Annotated in this window: 18 protein-coding genes and 2 pseudogenes; 13 read left to right on the top strand and 7 right to left on the bottom strand. The window is 72.7% G+C overall.

The annotated features are described in order from the left end of the window. The first annotated feature begins 50 nt into the window (after positions 1–50). Positions 51–874 (top strand): annotated as a pseudogene (locus ACIQMU_RS09955) (amidohydrolase family protein). A 481-nt stretch (positions 875–1,355) separates the two neighbouring features. On the opposite strand, the gene ACIQMU_RS09950 reads toward ACIQMU_RS09955, so the two are convergent. Then, positions 1,356–1,559: a cold-shock protein gene (locus ACIQMU_RS09950; RefSeq protein ID WP_003967102.1), complete on the bottom strand. Its 204-nt coding sequence runs from the start codon at positions 1,557–1,559 to the stop codon at positions 1,356–1,358. 376 nt (positions 1,560–1,935) lie between these two features. Between ACIQMU_RS09950 and ACIQMU_RS09945 the strand changes: the two genes are divergently transcribed. The 4 genes from ACIQMU_RS09945 to ACIQMU_RS09930 all read left to right on the top strand — a co-directional run bounded on the left by ACIQMU_RS09945 (position 1,936) and on the right by ACIQMU_RS09930 (position 7,062). Next, positions 1,936–2,817: a menaquinone biosynthesis protein gene (locus tag ACIQMU_RS09945; protein WP_352242897.1), complete on the top strand. Its 882-nt coding sequence runs from the start codon at positions 1,936–1,938 to the stop codon at positions 2,815–2,817. A 265-nt stretch (positions 2,818–3,082) separates the two neighbouring features. Beyond that, positions 3,083–4,891 carry a serine/threonine-protein kinase gene (locus tag ACIQMU_RS09940; RefSeq protein WP_352242896.1) on the top strand — a complete coding sequence of 603 codons (1,809 nt, stop codon included), beginning with the start codon at positions 3,083–3,085 and terminating at the stop codon, positions 4,889–4,891. A gap of 72 nt (positions 4,892–4,963) precedes the next feature. Further along, entirely contained in the window at positions 4,964–6,163 is a 1,200-nt protein-coding gene (gene mqnC, locus ACIQMU_RS09935; RefSeq protein WP_352242895.1) for a cyclic dehypoxanthinyl futalosine synthase, read from the top strand. A 248-nt stretch (positions 6,164–6,411) separates the two neighbouring features. Beyond that, positions 6,412–7,062: an imidazolonepropionase-like domain-containing protein gene (locus ACIQMU_RS09930; RefSeq protein ID WP_352242894.1), complete on the top strand. Its 651-nt coding sequence runs from the start codon at positions 6,412–6,414 to the stop codon at positions 7,060–7,062. 119 nt (positions 7,063–7,181) lie between these two features. On the opposite strand, the gene ACIQMU_RS09925 is transcribed toward ACIQMU_RS09930, so the two are convergent. From ACIQMU_RS09925 to ACIQMU_RS09915, 3 genes are read right to left on the bottom strand one after another with little or no spacing between them, the layout of a single operon-like run. Beyond that, positions 7,182–8,219: a DUF3152 domain-containing protein gene (locus ACIQMU_RS09925; RefSeq protein WP_402688610.1), complete on the bottom strand. Its 1,038-nt coding sequence runs from the start codon at positions 8,217–8,219 to the stop codon at positions 7,182–7,184. Continuing rightward, entirely contained in the window at positions 8,216–8,677 is a 462-nt protein-coding gene (locus ACIQMU_RS09920; RefSeq protein WP_352242892.1) for a hypothetical protein, read from the bottom strand. Before ACIQMU_RS09920 ends, ACIQMU_RS09925 begins: the two co-directional genes overlap by 4 nt. Before the next feature lie 8 nt (positions 8,678–8,685). Continuing rightward, positions 8,686–9,219, bottom strand: a complete 534-nt coding sequence (locus ACIQMU_RS09915) for a SigE family RNA polymerase sigma factor (protein WP_402688609.1) — start codon at positions 9,217–9,219, stop codon at positions 8,686–8,688. A gap of 209 nt (positions 9,220–9,428) precedes the next feature. On the opposite strand from ACIQMU_RS09915, the gene ACIQMU_RS09910 reads away from it, so the two are divergent. Next, positions 9,429–10,121, top strand: coding sequence for a demethylmenaquinone methyltransferase (locus tag ACIQMU_RS09910; protein WP_352242890.1), 693 nt, complete (start codon positions 9,429–9,431; stop codon positions 10,119–10,121). Between the two features lie 18 nt (positions 10,122–10,139). On the opposite strand, the gene ACIQMU_RS09905 is transcribed toward ACIQMU_RS09910, so the two are convergent. Next, entirely contained in the window at positions 10,140–10,667 is a 528-nt protein-coding gene (locus ACIQMU_RS09905) for a GNAT family N-acetyltransferase (protein ID WP_352242889.1), read from the bottom strand. Between the two features lie 97 nt (positions 10,668–10,764). Between ACIQMU_RS09905 and ACIQMU_RS09900 the strand changes: the two genes are divergently transcribed. Beyond that, entirely contained in the window at positions 10,765–12,048 is a 1,284-nt protein-coding gene (locus ACIQMU_RS09900; protein ID WP_352242888.1) for a geranylgeranyl reductase family protein, read from the top strand. Here ACIQMU_RS09900 and ACIQMU_RS09895 read toward each other — a convergent pair. Further along, positions 12,014–13,330 (bottom strand): MFS transporter, encoded by a 1,317-nt coding sequence (locus ACIQMU_RS09895; RefSeq protein WP_402688608.1) that lies wholly within the window; start codon positions 13,328–13,330, stop codon positions 12,014–12,016. The two genes, ACIQMU_RS09900 and ACIQMU_RS09895, sit on opposite strands and share 35 nt — an antisense overlap. A gap of 435 nt (positions 13,331–13,765) precedes the next feature. Here ACIQMU_RS09895 and ACIQMU_RS09890 point away from each other — a divergent pair, with 435 nt between their 5' ends. Both ACIQMU_RS09890 and ACIQMU_RS09885 read left to right on the top strand, forming a co-directional pair. Continuing rightward, a complete protein-coding gene (locus ACIQMU_RS09890) occupies positions 13,766–13,981 on the top strand; it encodes a hypothetical protein (protein ID WP_352242886.1) in 216 nt (71 codons plus the stop codon). A gap of 415 nt (positions 13,982–14,396) precedes the next feature. Continuing rightward, positions 14,397–15,585: pseudogene (locus ACIQMU_RS09885) on the top strand (Cmx/CmrA family chloramphenicol efflux MFS transporter). 1 nt (position 15,586) lies between these two features. Here ACIQMU_RS09885 and ACIQMU_RS09880 read toward each other — a convergent pair. Continuing rightward, entirely contained in the window at positions 15,587–16,444 is an 858-nt protein-coding gene (locus ACIQMU_RS09880) for a C40 family peptidase (protein WP_352242884.1), read from the bottom strand. A gap of 903 nt (positions 16,445–17,347) precedes the next feature. Here ACIQMU_RS09880 and ACIQMU_RS09875 point away from each other — a divergent pair. The 4 genes from ACIQMU_RS09875 to ACIQMU_RS09860 are packed head-to-tail and all read left to right on the top strand — an operon-like array spanning position 17,348 to position 20,384. Further along, positions 17,348–17,707 carry an NADH-quinone oxidoreductase subunit A gene (locus ACIQMU_RS09875; RefSeq protein ID WP_003967084.1) on the top strand — a complete coding sequence of 120 codons (360 nt, stop codon included), beginning with the start codon at positions 17,348–17,350 and terminating at the stop codon, positions 17,705–17,707. An 18-nt stretch (positions 17,708–17,725) separates the two neighbouring features. Further along, positions 17,726–18,280 (top strand): NADH-quinone oxidoreductase subunit B family protein, encoded by a 555-nt coding sequence (locus tag ACIQMU_RS09870; protein WP_018490715.1) that lies wholly within the window; start codon positions 17,726–17,728, stop codon positions 18,278–18,280. Then, complete coding sequence (locus ACIQMU_RS09865) at positions 18,277–19,008, top strand: NADH-quinone oxidoreductase subunit C (protein ID WP_352242883.1); 732 nt, start codon at positions 18,277–18,279, stop codon at positions 19,006–19,008. Before ACIQMU_RS09870 ends, ACIQMU_RS09865 begins: the two co-directional genes overlap by 4 nt. Continuing rightward, positions 19,008–20,384, top strand: coding sequence for an NADH-quinone oxidoreductase subunit D (locus tag ACIQMU_RS09860; protein WP_352242882.1), 1,377 nt, complete (start codon positions 19,008–19,010; stop codon positions 20,382–20,384). The genes ACIQMU_RS09865 and ACIQMU_RS09860 overlap by 1 nt, the downstream gene beginning before the upstream one ends. Positions 20,385–20,396 lie beyond the last annotated feature (12 nt).

The raw sequence follows: 20,396 nt of genomic DNA, 5'->3' as shown, positions 1-20,396 counted from the left end.
TGCCCGCACGGTAGCTGACGGGTCGTCAGTTCGGCGCTACCGTGGAACGCATGGAGACCTTCCCGAAGATCATCTCGGTGGACGACCACACGGTGGAGCCCGCTCACGTCTGGCGGGACCGGCTCCCGTCCCGATACGCCGACTCCGGACGCACGGACGCCTCATCCCGCTCACCCTCGTCCCGCTGTGGGACGCGGAGCTGGCCGCCGCCGAGGTCCGGCGCAACGCGGCGCGGGGCGTGCGCGCGGTCGCGTTCTCCGGGATACCTCCCCATCCCGGTCTTCCGTCCATACATACGGACGACTGGGATCCGTTCCTCGCCGCCTGTGACGAGACGGGGACCGTGATCGCCATGCACTTCGGCTCCTCGTCGAGGATGCCGACCACCTCCGCCGACGCCCCGCCCGCCGCCGGCTCCACCATCACCTTCGCCAACTGCTGCTTCTCGATGGTCGACTGGCTGATGAGCGGCAAGTTCGAGCGCTTCCCCAACCTGAGGATCATGTACGCGGAGGGGCAGATCGGCTGGATTCCGTACATCCTGGAGCGCACCGACGTGGTCTGGGAGGAGAACCGGGCCTGGGGCGGCGTTGCCGAGAAGGTCCACCGGCCGCCGTCCGAGCTGTTCGCCGAAGACGTCCACGGCTGCTTCTTCGACGACGCCTTCGGACTGAAGAACCTCGACGCGATCGGCGTCGGCAACGTCCTGTACGAGACGGACTACCCGCACTCCGACTCCACCTGGCCCCGCTCGCGCGAGGTCGGCCAGGAGCAGACGGGCCACCTGGCCCCGGAGGTCGTCGACCGCATCGTCCGCGGCAACGCGATCGAACTGCTCGGGCTCACGGAGGACGGGCTCTGGGCGGGGGCGTAGAAGGCCGGGGCGTGGGGCGCGTGCGGGGAGGCGTGGCGTGCGGGGAGGCGCGGCGTGCGCCCTCCCGCCGCCCGTCGCCACCGGCGCCCGCGTAGGGAGGGCCCGCGTGCGGGGGCTCCCTCCCGTACGGGCGCCCTCCCGCCGCCCGCCGCCCGTCGCCACCGGCGCCCGCGCCTGCGCGTCCCCGGCCGGGTCCCGCTTGAGCCCCGGGAGGCCCGCGTAGGGGAACGGCGGTCGAGCAGGGGCCGACCGCCGAGGTGCTCGCGGACCCCCGCGACCCCTGCACCCGGCTGCTGCCGGCGTCGGTGCCCCGGGCCGGCTGGGACCCGGCCGACGCGGTCGCCGACCGGCCCGCCGTGGCCTGACGGAATCCGGGACTCCGGACCGTGCACAGGCAGGAGCCCCGTTCCTCCGCCGAAGCGGGGGAGCGGGGCTCCTTGGGTACTGCTATGTGACGGCCGCGATCGACCGACCCGGGCAACTAGGCCGGGGTGACGTTCTCAGCCTGCGGACCCTTGGGTCCCTGAGTGACGTCGAAGTTCACGACCTGGTTCTCCTCGAGGGAGCGGAACCCGGACGCGTTGATCGCGGAGTAGTGAACGAAGACATCCGGGCCGCCGCCGTCCTGGGCGATGAAGCCGAAGCCCTTTTCAGCGTTGAACCACTTGACGGTTCCGGTAGCCATAAGCCCTCCTTGGGCCAAAGGGTTGCCCTGCTCCAGAACCTGCAAACAAGTCTGAAAACTACAAAAGCCTGCGGGTTACATGCTCCGCAGGCTCTGTACTGCAAGGGAAACCAAACTGCAACTTGCGGGCGAGCCTAGCACGCAGTCTCTGGAGAGCGGTAGAGGGAAAGATCACTTCACTCGAATGTTTGACAGCCCGCCGGGCGTCTGACGGAAGGGCCTCGCGGAGGGCCGTGAGGAGAGCCGTGCGGGGCGCCGTGCGGAGAGGCTCGCGGGGCGCCCCTCGGAGGGGCGCGGACCGGAGCGCGGGCAGGCGGGGACGGGGCGTGCGGGCCCCGGTGGTGCTCGCGGCCGATCGCGGGTCTAGCCTCGCGATGTGGACAATTCAACCGTCTCCCCCCGCGAAGGCGACGATGGCCGTCGCAGCCGGCCCCGCGTCGGCCACATCCAGTTCCTGAACTGCCTCCCGCTGTACTGGGGCCTGGCGCGGACGGGAACCCTGCTCGACCTGGAGCTCTCCAAGGACACCCCGGAGCGGCTCAGCGAGCAGCTGATCAGGGGGGATCTGGACATCGGCCCGGTCACCCTCGTGGAGTACCTGCGCAACGCCGACGACCTGGTGGCCTTCCCCGACATCGCGGTCGGCTGCGACGGCCCCGTCATGTCCTGTGTGATCGTCTCCCAGCTCCCGCTGGAGCAGCTCGACCGGGCCCGGGTGGCGCTCGGCTCGACCTCCCGCACCTCCGTACGGCTGGCCCAGCTGCTGCTGGCCGAGCGCTACGGGGTCCGGCCCGACTACTACACCTGCCCGCCCGACCTGGGCGTGATGATGCAGGAGGCGGACGCCGCCGTCCTGATCGGCGACGCCGCGCTGCGCGCCAACCTGCACGACGCCCCCCGGCTCGGGCTCCAGGTCCACGACCTGGGCCGGCTGTGGAAGGAGTGGACGGGGCTGCCGTTCGTCTTCGCCGTCTGGGCGGCCCGCAAGGACTTCCTCGCCGCGCACCCCGAGCGGACGGCCCAGGTCCACGAGGCGTTCCTGGCCTCCCGGGACCTCTCCCTGGAGGAGGTCGCCAAGGTCGCGGAGCAGGCGGCCCGCTGGGAGGTCTTCGACGCGGAGGTGCTGGAGCGGTACTTCACCACGCTCGACTTCCGCTTCGGTCCGGACCAGCTGGCCGGCGTCCGGGAGTTCGCCCGCCTGACGGGCCCGGACACCGGCTACCCGGCCGACGTCCACGTGGAGCTGCTCGGCGGCTGAGCCCGGCGGAATGGAGGGAATTCCCTTTCCCCTCCCGGATAGGACCGCGTTCCCGGATACGGAATGGCCTGGCGGTGGAACAACACATTCGCGCCTTTCCTCAGGGCGAAAAGATCCCCTCGTGACCCGAGAAGGGGGAATGGTCCGGCCGTTTCCCGGTGAACGCGCCGGTAGCGCCCCCTAGGCTTCGGTCCGGGTACGGACCGTTCACCGGGTTTACCGTCCACGGTTTCACCGTCCGCAGGGTTCACAGGGGAGAGTCCATATGCAGCCGCTGGAAGCGGGCGAACCGCACACCATCGGTGCCTACCGGCTGCTCGGCAGGCTCGGCGCGGGCGGTATGGGCCGGGTCTATCTCGGCCGCAGCGTCGGCGGGCGCACGGTCGCGGTCAAGGTCGTCCACCCCCACTTCGCCCTCGACGAGCAGTTCCGCGCCCGGTTCCGGCGCGAGGTGGAGTCCGCCCGGCGCATCGGCGCCCAGTGGACGGCCCCGGTCCTGGACGCCGACCCGGAAGCCCCGGTGCCGTGGGTGGCGACCGGCTACGTCGCGGGGCCGCCCCTCTCCCAGGCGATCACCGAGCACGGCCCGCTCCCCGAGCACGCGGTACGCACCCTGGGCGCGGGCCTCGCCGAGGCCCTCGCCGTCGTCCACGGCCAGGGCATCGTCCACCGCGACGTGAAGCCCTCCAACGTGCTGCTCGCCCTCGACGGCCCCCGCCTCATCGACTTCGGCATCGCCCGCGCCCTCGGGGCCACCGTCTCGCTCACCTCCACCGGTGTCTCCGTCGGCTCGCCCGGCTACATGGCGCCCGAGCAGATCCGGGGCGGGGACGTCTCCGGCGCGGCCGACGTCTTCTCGCTGGGCGCGGTGCTCGCGTACGCGGCGACGGGCGCGGCGCCCTTTACGGGCGACTCCTCCGCCGTACTCCTCTACAAGGTGGTCCACGAGGAACCCGAACTGGGCGGCCTGGAGGGCGAGCTGCGCGAGGCGGTCGCGGCCTGCCTCGCCAAGGACCCGGCGGTCCGGCCCGCCCCGGCCGACCTCGCCCGTGCGCTCGCCCCCGACGGGGCGGCGGCGATGGTGGCGCGCGGCTGGCTGCCGGGCCGGCTGGTGCGCGAGGTCAGCCGGTCCGCGGTGGCGCTGCTGGACCTGGAACCGCAGGACGCGCCGGTGCGGTCGGGGCCGGTGCCGTTCAGCAGCGCGTCGCTGGGTGCGGGACCGGTCGCGGCGCCGGGCGGGGAGTTCGGGCCGCCCGTCCCGGACCCGCAGGACGCGCGGCCGTACGGGACACCGCCGCCGCCCCCCGCGCCGCCGCCCGCGGCTGCCGCCCCCACCACGCCCCCGCCCACCACGCACGCCGGGACCTACCGGCAGGGCGGTGACGGCGCGAGCGGGCTGCCGGGACAGCGGAACGGCGGCCCCCGCTTCTCCCTCAGCCTCACCGCCGAGAACCGGCGGGCCTCCGGGGAGGGCCGCGACCGCCGGGCCGGCTGCACCGTCGCCCTGGCCGTGGCGGGCGCGCTCGCGGCCGTCACCCTCGGCACGGGGCTGCTCGACGGCCTCTTCCCGGGCGGCGACGCGGACCGCGACCGGGGCAGCGACAGCGCGGCGAACCCACCGTCCTCCCCGGCCACCGCGCCCGCCCCCGGGAAGCCGTCGCCCGGCGGGTCCGCCGACGCGGGCGAGGCCCCGGCCGGCGAGCTGCCGAAGGCGTACCTGGGCACCTGGGAGGGGCCGGTCACCGAGAAGACGACCGGTCAGCCGCACGGCACCCTCACCGCCGTCTTCACCGAGGGGAAGCGCGGCGCACGGGTCGTCCGGATGAGCACGACGATCTCCCAGCTCGGCATCACCGTCACCTGCAACAGCGTCGGCACCCTCGTCTCGGGCACCGCGAAGGAGCTGAACATCCGCGAGCGCACCGACCCGGACCGCCCCAGCACGCCCGGCCTGTGCACCACCGCCGAGGCAGACCTCGTCTTCCGCCTCGGCGACGACGGCACCCTGGACTACCGCTCGAAGGAACGCGCCGCGGGACTCCCGTACGGGAAGCTCACCCGGTCCGGCGGCTGAGGGCGCAAAGGGCTGGCGTAGGCTGGATCGGTCCGAGGATCTTTAGCAAAACCGCCGAAAGGTGACAGCCCGGTGACCGAGAAGGCCGACCTGCAGCCCGTCCTCGACCGAGCCGCCGAAGGCGGTCGGATCACCCCGGAGGAGGCGCTCGACCTCTACCGGTCCGCGCCCCTGCACGCGCTGGGCGCCGCCGCCGACGCCGTACGCCGCCGCCGCTACGCGGGTACGGAGCACATCGCGACGTACATCATCGAGCGCAACATCAACTACACCAACGTGTGTGTGACGGCCTGCAAGTTCTGCGCCTTCTACGCCCCGCCCAAGGACACCGCCAAGGGCTGGACCCGCGACCTCGACGACATCCTGCGCCGCTGCGCGGAGACCGTGGAGCTGGGCGGCACCCAGATCATGTTCCAGGGCGGCCACCACCCGGACTTCGGCGTCGAGTACTACGAGGAGCACTTCTCCGCGATCAAGAAGGCGTTCCCGCAGCTGGTCATCCACTCCCTGGGCGCCTCCGAGATCGAGCACATGGCCCGGATCTCCAAGGTCTCCGCCGAGGAGGCCGTCAGCCGCATCCACGCCGCCGGGCTCGACTCCTTCGCCGGCGCGGGCGCCGAGCTGCTGCCCGCCCGGCCGCGCACCGCCATCGCCCCGCTCAAGGAGTCCGGCGAACGGTGGCTGGAGATCATGGAGATCGCGCACGGCCTCGGCGTCGAGTCCACCTCCACCATGCTGATGGGCACCGGCGAGACCAACGCCGAGCGCATCGAGCACCTGAGCATGATCCGGGACGTCCAGGACCGTACGGGCGGCTTCCGCGCCTTCATCCCGTACACCTACCAGCCGGAGAACAACAAGCTGAAGGGCCAGACGCAGGCCACGCTCTTCGAGTACCTGCGGATGATCTCCATCGCCCGGCTGTTCCTCGACAACGTCGCCCACATCCAGGGCTCCTGGCTGACCACCGGCAAGGAGGTCGGCCAGCTGTCGCTGCACTACGGCGCGGACGACCTCGGCTCGATCATGCTGGAGGAGAACGTCGTCTCCTCGGCCGGGGCCAAGCACCGCTCCAACCGGCTGGAGATCATCGACCTGATCCGCAAGGCGGACCGGGTCCCCGCCCAGCGCGCCACGACCTACGAGCACCTCGTCGTGCACGACGACCCGGCGATGGACCCGGTCGACGAGCGCGTGGTCTCGCACATCTCCTCCACCGCGATCGAGGGCGGCACGGCCCACCCGGAGCTGAAGCTCCTCGACGCCAACTAGGCGTGTCCGGCGGATCGGAGCGGACGGGCAGGCGCCTCGGACCCGGTCAAGATCCGCCGGCCACGCCCTGGGGCCCCTCGTCTCGATCGTGCCGGGCTCGCGGGGCCCGGCACACACTCCCCCGACCTCTCGGCCTCGCTTGAGCGGGGGAGGCCCCGTCCGCGTTGCCTCGGCCCTCCGCCTCGCAGCTGCACGCAGCGCACCCCGCCCCCCGGTCCGGCCTGATCCCGACGAAAGGCCCTCGCCCCGTGCTCACGATCCACGCCGCGCCGCTGGTCCTCCCGGTCGGCGCGGCGGCCGTCCCGGACGGTGCGGTCGCGGTGGACGGCGACCGGATCGCGGCCCTCGGCCCGTACGAGGAGGTCGCCGCCGCGCACCCGGCCGCCCGGGTCCGCCGCTGGCCCGGCCTCCTCACGCCCGGACTGCGCCAGGACCGGGCCCTCGAACTGCTCACCCGGTGCTACCACCCCGACCCGCGTGAGGCCGACGAGCTGGGCGGACTCCCGCTGTGGGGCGAGGCGTTCGAACGGCTCGCGGCGACGATGGACGCGACCCGGCGGGCCGGGTCCGTCCGGCGCGGGCTCCAGCGGATGCTGCGGCACGGCACCACCCACATCGCGGGCCCCTTCGACGCGGACGGCCCCGAGCTGCGCACCGCCGTCTCCCGGTCGGGGCTGGTGCGGGTCCCGCCCGCGCCCGTACGCGGGGGCCGGCCGGACCTGGACCCCTTCGCGGCGGGCGGCGACCTGGCCGGCACGGCGCACGGCCCGCTGACCGCGGGCGGGCGTGCGGACTTCGCGGTCTTCGACGTGCCCGACGAGGCGGCGCTGAGCGCGGGCGGGGCGGCCGCCTGCGTGGCGACGGTGCTCGCGGGCAGGCTCGTGCACCGCGCCCGCTGAGGCGGGGCGTTCGCCGGCGGCCGCCCGCCCCCGTCCTCTTCAGAGAGGCTCCCCGGGGCGGGGGCGTCCGAGGCCCTCCGCCCGGGGGCCGCTCACCTCCGCGGCACCCGCCGCGAGGCTCACGGCACCGACGGGCCTCCCAGATAGCGTCCCTTCGCGTCGTACGGCCAGGCGTTGGCGACGCAGCCCTTCAGGCCGTGGATCTGCTGCATCATCGCGGGCGCGGGACGGCCCTTCCCCGGGCAGGTCTCGTGGCCGCGCCCCAGCCAGTGGCCGACCTCGTGATTGACGATCAGTGCCCGGTACTCCGCGACGGGCCCGTCGAACTGCGGCGAACCGAGCAGCCAGCGCTTCAGGTTGACCATCACCTTCTCGCCGCCCCGGCAGTTCACCTCGCCGCCTGTGTCCAGGCCGTAGGCGCCGCACAGCCGGTCCGTGGTCGCCGGAGTGGCGATCTTGATCACCAGCCCCGCCGAACCGTCGGCGACCTGGCGGAACGCGCGCTCGCCGCCGTGGCTCCAGCCGCGCGCGTCGGCGAGGACGGCGGCGACGGCCGCCGCGGCCCGGTCCGGGTCGACGCCCGTGCCGTCCTCCACCTCGACCCGGTAGGCGCTGCCCTTGCCCTTCGCCGTGACGCCCGCCCGGGCCACGGTGAACGTGCCCGGCCCGGAGGCGGGGACGTCCTCGGCCCGGACGGCGTCCGTCTCGGCGTCCGTCTCGGCGGAGGCGGAAGCGGACGGGGACGGCGACGGCGAGGGCGAGGGCGGAGGCGGAGGGGAGTCCTCCAGCGGCTCCGCCGCGCTGTCCGGTCCGCCCGCCGGGGCCGTACGGGACGGGGCCGGCGCCGCGTCCGCCGGGCCGCCACCGCCCTGCCAGGGCCGGCCGGCGAGGAACGCCGCACCCGCCACGACGGTGAGCGCCAGCACGGCGAGGCCCACCGCCCGGCGCCGGCTGCGCTGCCGGCGCCGGGCCCGGGACCGCACCGCGGCCCGGGAACGGGAACGGACAGGGGGCCGCGAGCGGAAAGCGGACCGGGAGCCGCTCCGGGGGCGGCCGGAGGCCCGGGGAGGCGGCACGCGCCGCCGGAACGTTTCCTCGTCGCGGTCCGGTTCCCCGGGCGCGGGCGGCAGGGTGCCCGTGGAGCGGCGGCGCGTCACGAGGCGGCCCCGCTCGGTGCTGCCGGGGCCTCGTCGGCGTATGCGGACGGTATCGAGGCCGGAGAGGTCGTCGGCCCGGCCGCGGGCCTCTTCGACTCGGGGGTGGACGTGGGGCTCGGCATGTCGGGGCGTGGCTCCGTACGTTGGGGGGACAGGGCGGGGACGGGCGAGGAGAGAGGCGGCCCGGCGGGCGCGGCGGGCCCCGTGTCCGGGCCCGGGCCGGCCGGCGGCCCGGGACCGAGCACGGAGAGGCCCAGGGTCACGGCGGTGACCGCGACGAAGGCGCCCACGACCGCGAACGCCCGGGTTCTGGCGCGCCGCCGGTGGCCTTCCCGTACGGCGTCGGGAACCAGGTCGGGCTGGAGGGACAGCGGACCGACGGTCCGGCGCAGCGCTTCCCGGAACAGCTCTTCCTCGTGCGTCCGGGGCGGCAGGTGCTCGTGCGGTTCAGGGGCCATGACCGGCCTCAGCCTCCGGTGGAGTAGAGCTGGACGTCGCCCATCCGGGCGCGCAGGCGGACGAGCGAACGCGAGCACTGGCTCTTCACCGTGGACTCGCTGCACCCCAGCAGCGAGGCCACCGTCGCCACGCTCAGGTCGTCCCAGTAGCGCAGGACGACCATCGCCCGGGCCCGGGGCGGGAGTTCGGCGAGCAGCGAGAGCAGCGTGAGGCGGAGGTCGGCGCCCGGCGCGGGGTCGGGGTGCGGGCGGGGCGCTTGGCGGTGGTGGGCGAGCAGATCGCGTACGGTACGGCGGCGTTCGGCCACGAAGGTGCGGACGAGCACGGTTCTGGCGTAGGCGTCGAGGTTGTCCGCCCGGCTCGCCCGGCGCCAGTGCTGGAACAGCTTGGCGAGCGTCGTCTGCGTCAGGTCCCGCGCCCCCTCGACGTCTCCGCACAGCAGGTAGGCCGTCCGGTACAGCCGGCGCTGCGCGGTCCGGGCGTACGCCTCGAACGCGGCGCTCCCGCCCTCCGCCGTGGCGGGGTCCGGCCCTGCCGGCATCCGCCCTCCCCTCTCCTCGCGCTTCCGTGCCCCCGGGGCCGCCCCCGGGGCGGACTCCCACCCCTTACAGAGCGCCGGTGTGCCCAAAAGGTTGAAGAGTAGTGAAGATCAGTTCGAACCCTGTGCTCCCGTCCCGCCGGGGGCGAAGCGCCGCGGGCCTCCGCACCGCCGGGCGCGGTCCGCGGCGGCCGGGCTGCTTGAATGGCAGGGTGACCCGAGCCTCCCTGGAAAAGCAGCCGCACGAAGTCGCCTCGATGTTCGACGGTGTGGCGGCCAACTACGACCTGACCAACGACGTGATCTCGCTCGGCCAGGCCCGGCTGTGGCGCCGGGCGGTCGCCCAGGCGGTCGACGCCCGCCCCGCGCAGAAGATCCTGGACCTGGCGGCCGGCACGGCGACCTCCTCGCAGCCCTTCGTGAGGGCGGGCGCCTACGTCGTGCCGTGCGACTTCTCCCTCGGAATGCTCAAGGTCGGCAAGGAACGCCACCCCTGGATGCCGTTCACCGCGGGCGACGGCATGAGGCTGCCGTTCAGGGACGAGACGTTCGACACCGTCACGATCTCCTTCGGGCTGCGCAACATCCAGGACACCGAGGTCGCGCTGCGCGAGCTGTACCGGGTCACGAAGCCCGGCGGGCGGGTCGTGATCTGCGAGTTCTCCCAGCCCACCTGGACCCCGTTCCGCACGGTCTACACGGAGTACCTGATGCGGGCGATCCCGCCGGCCGCCCGCGCGGTGTCCTCCAACCCGGACGCGTACGTCTATCTCGCCGAGTCGATCCGGGACTGGCCCGACCAGCCCGCCCTCGCCGCTCTGCTCCAGCGGGCGGGCTGGTCGAAGGTCGCCTGGCGCAACCTGACCGGCGGCGTGGTGGCCCTGCACCGGGCCACCCGCGCCTGACTCATGTCCGGGGCGGCGTCAGAGCTCCAGCCGGAAGCAGTACGCCTCCTGCCCGCGCGGCGTGGCGTACGACTCGGCCCGCCGCATCCCGAGCCGTTCCGCGACCGCCATCGACCGGACGTTGCGGGAGTGGACCATCGCGACCACCTCGCCCACCTCCGCCGCCCGCAGCCGCTCCAGCGTGGTGCGGGCGGCGGCGGTGGCATACCCGCGCCCCCACGCCGAACGCCCCAGCCGCCAGCCGATCTCGGTCGCGCCGACCGGCCCGTAGTGCGTGTGCGGCCACGGCTGCGCCCCGGTGAACCCGAGGACGGCGTCCTCCTCGTCCGTGAGCGTCCACAGGCAGTAGCCCAGTTCCGCGTCGTGCCGCCGCTGGCGCGCGGTGAGCTCCTCGTACGCGGACAACTCCGCGCTCCGCCCGCCGAAGAACTCCATCACCCCCGGGTCGTCGAAGACCCGGTGCCAGGTCAGGGCGTCCTCGTCCGTCGGAACACGGAGGCGTACGGCAGGGGCCGAAGCATGGGGCGTGGCAGGCGCGATCGACATGGGGGAGCCCTTCGGAGGGTGGGTCAGCAGGCCCCCATAGACTGCACGGGACCTGTGCCGCGCGGCACGTGAATTCGAGTCTTCGGGAGATCCGACCGTGACCGAGCCCCTCTCCGAGCACAGCGCGGACGTCATCGTCGTCGGAGCGGGCCCAGCCGGCTCCACGACCGCCTACTACCTCGCCAAGGCCGGACTCGACGTCCTGCTCCTGGAGAAGACCGCCTTCCCTCGGGAGAAGGTCTGCGGCGACGGGCTCACCCCCCGTGCCACGAAGCAGCTCGTCTCCATGGGGATCGACATCTCCGAGGAGGCGGGCTGGCTGCGCAACAAGGGCCTGCGCATCATCGGCGGCGGGGTGCGGCTCCAGCTGGACTGGCCGGATCTCGCCTCCTACCCGGACTACGGGCTGGTCCGCAAGCGCGACGACTTCGACGAGCAGCTGGCCCGGCAGGCGCAGAAGGCCGGCGCCCGGCTGTACGAGCGCTGCAACGTGGGCGCGCCCGTCCGGGACGAGCGCACGGGCCGTATCACGGGCGTCGAGGCCAAGCTCGGCGAGGAGAAGACCCCGGTCACCTTCCACGCCCCGCTCGTCGTCGCCGCCGACGGCAACTCCACCCGGCTCTCCCTGGCCATGGGCCTGCACCGCCGCGAGGACCGCCCGATGGGCGTCGCGGTCCGGACCTACTTCACCTCGCCCCGCCACGACGACGACTACCTGGAGTCCTGGCTGGAGCTGTGGGACAAGCGCGGCGCCGAGGACCGGCTGCTTCCCGGCTACGGCTGGATCTTCGGCATGGGCGACGGGACGTCCAACGTGGGCCTCGGCATCCTCAACTCCTCCTCCGCCTTCAAGGAGCTGGACTGGCGCGAGGTCCTCAAGGCTTGGTGCGCCTCGATGCCGGAGGACTGGGGCTACACCCCGGACAACATGACGATGCCGATCCGGGGCGCGGCCCTCCCGATGGCCTTCAACCGGCAGCCGCACTACACGAAGGGCCTCCTCCTCGTCGGCGACGCGGGCGGCATGGTCAACCCGTTCAACGGCGAGGGCATCGCGTACGCCATGGAGTCGGGCCAGATCGCGGCCGACGTCATCGTCCAGGCCCACGCCCGCGCCACCCCCGCCCAGCGCGAACTGGCCCTGAACAACTACCCGAAGGTGCTCAAGGAGACCTACGGCGGCTACTACACGATGGGCCGCGCCTTCGTGAAGCTGATCGGCAACCCGAAGATCATGAAGGTCGCCACCCAGCGGGGCCTGACCCACCCGCTGCTGATGAAGTTCACCCTGAAGATGCTGGCCAACCTGACCGACCCGCAGGGCGGCGACGCGATGGACCGCATCATCAACGGCCTGTCGAAGGTGGCCCCGAAGGCATGAGACCGGCCGGGACCGGGTCGGGTGCGGCCGGGCGGCTCCGCTGCGCCCACCGCACCGCCGGTCCCATGGCCAGGCCCGCCCCGAGGAACAGCGCCCCGAGCAGCAGCCACCCGGGAACTCCCCAGGACAGGATCGACGCGGTCAGCACCAGGGGCCCGAGCATCCTCGCCACGGGAACCCCCGCCCCGAAGAGGCCCTGGTACTGCCCCTGCCGCCCCGCCGGGGCCAGTTCGAAGCTGATCTGCCACGCCCCCGCCGACTGCCGCATCTCCCCCCACACCTGGAGCCCGGCGGCGAGCAGCAGGACCGCGAACAGCGCCCACAGCGGCGCGTCGAGCGCGGTGCAGGCGAAGGCCGCGCAGGAGGCCAGCATCAGAAGGCCCCCGCTCCGCACGGTGCGTACGGCGCTCGGCAGATCCCGTACGGCGGACGCCGCACGGACCTGGAAGAGCATGACGGCCCCCGTGTTGAGCACCAGGAGGGCCGAGACGGTCCAGCCCGGCGCGGTGGTGCGTTCGGCGATCCAGAGCGGAATGGCCAGGCTGATCAGCGGCATCCGGAGCAGCATGATCATGTTGAGCAGGGCGACGAGAGCGTACGGCCCGTCCCGCAGAACGGCCGGGCCGGCGCCCCGCCCCGGTACGGACCCGCCGGGGCGCGCTGCCACGGCTTCCCCGGCCCCCGGGGCTTCCGCTCTCCCGGCCCGGGGCGGCGCCGGCAGACGGGCGAGCAGCAGCGCGCAGCCGATGAACGCCGCGGCGTTCAGGGCCAGCGCGGCGCGGTAGGACCCGGCCGAGCCGATGTGCAGGGCCACCCCGCCGAGGGCCGCCCCCAGGGCCAGGCCCGCGTTGAGAGCGGCCTGGAGACGGGCGAGCACGCCGGTCCGCCCGTCCGGGGCCACGAGCCCGGCCAGCAGCGACTGCCGGGCGGCGGCGAGCCCGCACTGCGCGGTCGCGTACACGCAGGCCGCGAGGACGAAGGGGGGGAACGACCGCACCATGAGGAAGGCGGCCACGGAGACCGCCGTGGCGAGGGCCAGCCCGATGGCCGTCCCGCGCGGGCCACGACGGTCGGCGAGGTGCCCGAGCGGCACCCCCGCGACCGCTCCCACCCCCCACGCGACCGTCAGGCCGAGCCCGATCTCCGCAGCGGAGAGGCCGACCACCCGCGAGAAGTACAGCGCGGAGCAGACGTAATAGGCGCCGTCCCCGAGCGAGTTGACCAACTGGGCCACCGCCAGCCCGCGCGCGGGGCCGGCGGCGGGAATCCATCGCGCGGGCATGACCGTCCGTCCCGGACGCGTGGCATGGGCAGCCACCTGCGCCGGCTCCGAATCTAGAGCGCCCGGCGGCCCTGACCGTGGGCCATTCGGCGGTCGTTCGTGTGGGCCAATGCGCGTGCCCGGCCGGTGGCTCCGGAGCGGCCGGGCCAGGCGGAAACGCCCCCGGACGCGGGGGAGGAGACCGGCCCGCCCCACCGCCGATCCGCCGCCCGGCAGCAGCGCAGCCCCTAATCCTCAGCTCTGCGGGTGATCGTGTGCGATGATTTGCGCGCCCCCCGGTCGTCGGCAGTCCGGACCGGCCGGCGCCCGCCCCCGCCCGAAGCGGCGGCACGCGGTGCACACCACTCTTCTTTGACGCACGCTCCCATCGAACGCAGGCCAGCGGGGTACGGAACAAGCCGATACAGCGCTGCTCGACCCCAAGGACAGACAGCCATGACCACCGCCTCCCTGCCCCGGAAGTCCACCCTTCCGGAACCGGCCGCCGCCACGCCCCAGCACCACGGCCTCTTCCTGGAGCCGCGCTTCGCCGTGGACCCGACGGCGACGGACGACGACGAGGACTTCGACGCCCCGTACGACGCGCCGCCCGCGCCCACCACCTCGGCCAAGGAGCCGGAGCGGACGAACCGCCGCCAGCGCCGCCGCTGACCCGGACGGCGGTCCTCCGGCCGGGAAACCGCTGGAGGCCCCGCCGCCCGGCCGGTAGGCTCCCCTTCCATGGTCGCCCCCGAGTCCGACAGACTCCGGCCGCCGGTGCGCCGGTGGCCGTGTCCGTGCTGAGCGTCGCCGGCTGACCTTCCGGGTCACCGGCCTCCTCCCGTACGGCTCCACGCCCGCCGGATCACCGCGGGTACGGGCCGTTTCCCCCTCGCGTACGCGCTGAAGCACCGCCGTACGCGGGGTCCGTGCCACCGGCCGATCGACGCCGGCCACCGGCCGATCACCGCCAGGGCACTCCTCCGCGCCGTTCCGCCGGTCCTCCGGCGGACGTCCGCGCGACCCGTATCCCCGCACTCCGGTCTGTCTGTCCACCCGACGGTTCCGTCCAAGGGGCTACTCACCCATGCCATTCGCCGTCTACGTCCTCGGGCTCGCGGTCTTCGCCCAGGGCACCTCCGAGTTCATGCTCGCCGGGCTCGTCTCGGGCATCGCCGCCGACCTCGACGTCTCCCTCTCCGCCGCCGGCCTCCTCACCTCCGCCTTCGCCGTCGGGATGGTCATCGGGGCGCCCCTGATGGCCCTCTCCAGCCGCCGCCGGCCCCGCCGCCGTGCCCTGCTCCTCTTCCTCGCCGTCTTCGTCGCCGTCCATGTCGCCGGCGCTCTCACCCCGAACTACGGGGTGCTCCTCGCGACCCGCTTCGTCGGGGCCCTCGCCAACGCGGGCTTCTGGGCGGTGGCTCTGACGACGGCCGTCGCGATGGTCCCCAACCGGCTCAAGGGGCGGGCCACCGCCGTGGTGGTCGGCGGAGTGACGATCGCCTGCGTGGTGGGCGTACCGGCCGGCGCGGTGCTGGGGGAGCACTGGGGCTGGCGGTCGGCCTTCTGGGCGGTCGCGGTCGTCTCCCTGCCCGCCGTCCTCGCGGTGCTGCGCTCCATCCCGGGCGGCCGGGACACGGGCACGGGACGAACTGCGGGCGCTGACCGGCCCCCGGCCGCGGCCGGTCCTGCTCACTATGGCCCTGGTGCAGGGGGCGACGTTCTGCGCCTTCTCCTACCTGGAACCGCTCCTCACCCGGGAGACGGGCCTGGGGGCGGGGTGGGTGCCGGTGTGTCTGGCGCTGTTCGGGGCGGGCTCGTTCGCCGGGGTCACGGTGGCGGGCCGCTTCGCCGACGCCCGTCCGGTCGCCGTGGTGGCCACGGGCATGGCCGCCCTGACCCTCGGCTGGGCCGCCCTCGCCCTGGCGGCGGGCAGCCCGGTGCTCACCCTGGCCCTGATCCCGCTCCTGGGCATGCTCGCCTTCGGCACGGGCACCGCCCTGATCACCCGGGTCCTGAGCCTCGCCCCCGGCGCCCCGACGCTGGCCGGGGCCTTCTCGACGACCGCGTTCAACCTGGGGGCGGCCGTGGGGCCGTGGGCGGGCGGCCTGGCCCTGGACGCCGGGTCGGGCTACCGGGCGCCGGTCTGGGTGAGCACCCTGCTGATGGTCCTGGCGGTGCTCGTCGCCGCGGCGGCCACGGCGAAGGGCCGCCGCCCCCGAGCGGGGGAGCGGCGGCCCTCAGCCGTGCACCGGTGCGCCCGGGGGCGCTTGTGAATCAGAGAACGCGGACCGCGCCGGTCGGCCGGTCGTAGTCCATGGAGCGCTGCACCGTGCCGGTGTTGGAGTTCTGCGCACCGACGAACTGGCCGCCGCCGACGTAGATCGCGACGTGGTACGCGCTGCCCGCGCCGCCCCAGTACAGGATGTCGCCGGGCTGGAGGCTGTTCAGGGAGACCTGGGTGCCGGCGGTCGACTGGGCCTGCGAGACGCGAGGGAGGTCGATGCCCGCCGTGCGGTACGCGGCCTGGACCAGGCCCGAGCAGTCCCAGGAGTTGGGGCCGGTGCCGCCGGGCACGTACGCGTCGCCGACCTGGGCCTTGGCGAACGCGACGATGGAGGCGGCCGAACCGCTCACGTTCGACGAGGACGAGGAGGGGGCGGAGGCGGAGCTGCCCGAGGAGTTCGAGGAGCCGGAGGAGGCGCTGAGCGTCGTGCGCTCGGCGGTCCGGGAGGCGCGCTGGGCGCGCTCCTCGGCCTGGGCCTCGGCCTCGGCCTTGGCCTTCGCGGCGGCCTCGGCCTTCTTCTCGGCCTCGGCCTTGCGGACGGCCTCGGCGTGGGCCTTCTTGGCCGTCTTCGCGGCCTTCTCGGCCGCGGCGTCCTCGTGGGCCTGCGTCTCCAGGTCGAGGGCGACCTGCTGGGTGGCCTGAGCGGAGGCGGCCACAGCGGTGGAGAAGCCGGACGTGATGGTGGGCATCTCGATGGTCTGGGTCACCGGCTCGGCCTGGGCCGGACCGGCGGCACCCGCGACCGCGATGGTGCTGAGGACGCCACCGGCAACTCCGGCTCGCAGCGCCGACTTCGAGGCGCTCTGGCGGGGCTTCCGGTGGCTGGGTATGTGAGCGGTGTGGGACATGAGTACTAGCGCTATCAGGGGTGTAGGGGTCCCATCAAGAAACGTGTGTTGCGACACAGTTACGTTCGGAATCTGTGAATCCGCTTTCTGAGCACCCTTATTGACGCCGTAACGGGCATATCGGGCGTCTGTCAGCAGGCCCGTGATCACGGGTTTTCGGCAATACGCCCGAATTGCCCGTCACTTACCATCCGTTCACACCGATGGCCAAGCCCGGTTTTTCCGGACGCGGCGCCGAGTGGCGCAGGTCACAGCGTGAGTCCGCCGGAACGGGCAACCCTCGCACCCGCGATCCGCGTGGGCGCACCGGGCCGCCCGCGGTCGAGTCCGTGGTCCGCTCCGGGCCCGCCCGTCGGCGGAGGGGGCGGCTCGGGGGCGGCTCCACCCGTGCGCCGGGCCGCCGTCCGGCGCGTCCCGGGACGGGCGGGCGAAGTCCGCCGGGCCGGAGCCGGGGGAGCCCTCGGGCGGCCGATCCGTGAAGTTCGTGAATGCGTGCACATGTCCCCATCGGTCCCCGCCGCCCCTCTTCCGGGTGAGCTTCGAGGTTGACCGCAGCCCTTATCACGTGTGGGCGTCCCACTGCCAATTTGCTTGTAGGGGCCGCGCATTGATAGCGCGGCACGCCTTTGACCAGCGGTAACACCGTCGAATGTCACGTCTCGTGATCACTCGGCCGCTTCGCGTACGAAGATCACCGCTCATACGACTTCATGATCCTTCGTCAGGTGGTGGAGATCACAAAGGTGTTGTCGCACCCCGTGTCGCAGATCACAGGGGGCCGGGCATAGGATGCGGGGCAGTCGGGCTTGTGAACTGCCTCACATGTGCACGATCTTGGTGAGGTGGCGAGCCGGTCGCCCGATGCGGTCCAAAGGTCAAGGACGACTGGAAGGAGCGAGGAGCGTGAATGCCTACGCGCCCATCCTCGTGCTCGGCGCCCTCGGGGCAGGGTTTGCGATCTTCTCCGTGGTCATGGCCACGCTTATCGGCCCCAAGCGGTACAACCGGGCAAAGCTCGAAGCGTACGAGTGCGGTATCGAACCCACCCCGACTCCGGCCGGAGGCGGCCGCTTTCCCATCAAGTACTACCTGACGGCGATGCTTTTCATCGTCTTCGACATCGAGATCGTCTTCCTCTATCCCTGGGCGGTCTCCTTCGACGCCCTGGGGATTTTCGGGCTCGTGGAGATGCTGCTCTTCGTGCTCACCGTCTTCGTCGCCTACGCGTATGTGTGGCGTCGCGGCGGCCTGGAATGGGACTGAGGGGCTGAGGGGCACACCATGGGACTCGAAGAGAAACTGCCGAGCGGCTTCGTCTTGACCACGGTCGAGCAGGCCGCGGGCTGGGTGCGGAAGTCCTCCGTCTTCCCGGCGACGTTCGGACTGGCCTGCTGCGCCATCGAGATGATGACGACCGGCGCGGGCCGCTACGACCTGGCCCGGTTCGGGATGGAGGTCTTCCGCGGCTCGCCGCGGCAGGCGGACCTGATGATCGTCGCGGGGCGGGTGAGCCAGAAGATGGCGCCTGTCCTGCGGCAGGTCTACGACCAGATGCCGAATCCCAAGTGGGTCATCTCCATGGGGGTTTGCGCGTCATCGGGCGGGATGTTCAACAATTACGCCATTGTGCAAGGTGTTGATCATATTGTCCCGGTTGATATCTATCTGCCGGGTTGCCCGCCGCGCCCCGAGATGCTGCTGGACGCCATCCTCAAGCTCCACCAGAAGATCCAGGACGGCAAACTCGGGGTCAACGCGGAGGAGGCCGCCCGCGAGGCGGAGGAAGCGGCCCTCAAGGCACTGCCCCTGATCGAGATGAAGGGGCTGCTGCGGTGACCGAGAACCCCGACGCGAACGGCGACGAGCGCAACGGCAAGGCCGTACCCGCCCCGCGCGACACCGGTGGCGAGGTCATCGGCGTCCGCAAGGGCATGTTCGGCGCGAACAACGGCGGCGACACCTCCGGCTACGGCGGCCTCATCCGCACCGTCACCCTGCCGGGAGCCGCCTCCCGGCCGTACGGCGGCTGGTTCGACGAGGTGGCCGACGAGCTCGAAGGGGCCCTGGAGGAACAGGACCTGCTCCCCGCCAACGCCATCGAGAAGACGGTCGTCGACCGCGACGAGCTGACCTTCCACATCGCCCGCGAGCACCTGGTCCAGGTCGCCCGCACCCTGCGCGACGACCCGGCCCTGCGGTTCGAACTCTGTACGGGCGTGAGCGGCGTCCACTTCCCGGGCGACAAGGGCCGAGAGCTGCACGCCGTCTACCACCTGCGCTCCCTCACCCACGGCCGGCTGATCCGGCTGGAGGTGTCCGCCCCGGACAGCGACCCGCACATCCCGTCGCTCGTCGAGGTCTACCCGACCAACGACTGGCACGAGCGCGAGACGTACGACTTCTTCGGACTCGTCTTCGACGGGCACCCGGCCCTGACCCGGATCATGATGCCGGACGACTGGCAGGGCTTCCCCCAGCGCAAGGACTACCCGCTCGGCGGCATCGCGGTCGAGTACAAGGGCGCCCAGATCCCGGCTCCGGACCAGCGGAGGTCGTACTCCTGATGACCACTCCCCACTCCCACCCGTCGCCCGGCCACGGCCCCTCATCGAGTCCCTCCGGGACGCCCCTTTCGGATCCCCGCGCCACGACCGAGGGGACCGTGTACACGGTCACCGGCGGCGACTGGGACGAGGTCGTCGAGTCCGCGGTGAAGTCCGACGACGAGCGCATCATCGTCAACATGGGCCCCCAGCACCCGTCCACGCACGGCGTGTTGCGCCTCATCCTGGAGATCGACGGCGAGACCGTCACCGAGGCCCGCTGCGGCATCGGCTACCTCCACACCGGCATCGAGAAGAACCTCGAATTCCGCAACTGGACCCAGGGCACCACCTTCGTCACGCGGATGGACTACCTGACGCCGTTCTTCAACGAGACGGCGTACTGCCTGGGCGTCGAGAAGCTCCTCGGCATCGAGGACCAGATCCCCGACCGGGCCACCGTCCTGCGCGTCCTGCTGATGGAGCTCAACCGGCTCGCCTCGCACCTGGTGTGCATCGCCACCGGCGGCATGGAGCTCGGCGCGACCACGATCATGATCTACGGCTTCCGCGATCGTGAACTGGTTCTCGACCTCTTCGAGCTGTTCACCGGGCTCCGGATGAACCACGCGTTCGTCCGCCCCGGCGGCCTCGCCCAGGACCTGCCCCCGGGCGCGGTCGACCAGCTGCGCGAGTTCATCAAGACCATGAAGAAGAACCTGCCGGAGTACGACAAGCTCGCCACCGGCAACCCCATCTTCAAGGCCCGTATGAAGGACGTCGGCTACCTCGACCTCACCGGCTGCATGGCGCTCGGCGCCACCGGCCCGGTGCTGCGCTCCGCCGGACTCCCGCACGACCTGCGCAAGAGCGACCCGTACTGCGGCTACGAGACATACGACTTCGACGTGCCCACCGCCGACACCTGCGACTCCTACGGACGCTTCCTCATCCGCCTGGAGGAGATGCGCCAGTCGCTGCGCATCGTCGAGCAGTGCATCGAGCGCCTGGAGCCGGGACCGGTCATGGTCGCCGACAAGAAGATCGCCTGGCCCGCCCAGCTCGCCCTCGGCCCCGACGGTCTCGGCAACTCGCTCGACCACATCAGGAACATCATGGGCACCTCCATGGAAGCCCTGATCCACCACTTCAAGCTGGTGACGGAAGGCTTCCGGGTCCCCGCCGGACAGACGTACACCGCCGTCGAGTCCCCCAAGGGCGAACTCGGCGTGCACGTCGTCTCCGACGGCGGCACCCGCCCCTACCGGGTCCACTTCCGCGACCCGTCCTTCACCAACCTGCAGGCCATGGCGGCGATGTGCGAAGGCGGCCAGGTCGCCGACGTCATCGTCGCCGTCGCGTCCATCGACCCCGTGATGGGAGGCGTCGACCGGTGACCACACCACGCC

Origin of the sequence: Streptomyces sp. NPDC091649 (genome assembly GCF_044756785.1) — a bacterium.
Classification (GTDB): Bacteria; Actinomycetota; Actinomycetes; order Streptomycetales; family Streptomycetaceae; genus Streptomyces.
Note: the sequence above shows the minus strand (reverse complement) of the source record. Positions and strands in the feature narration are given on the sequence as shown.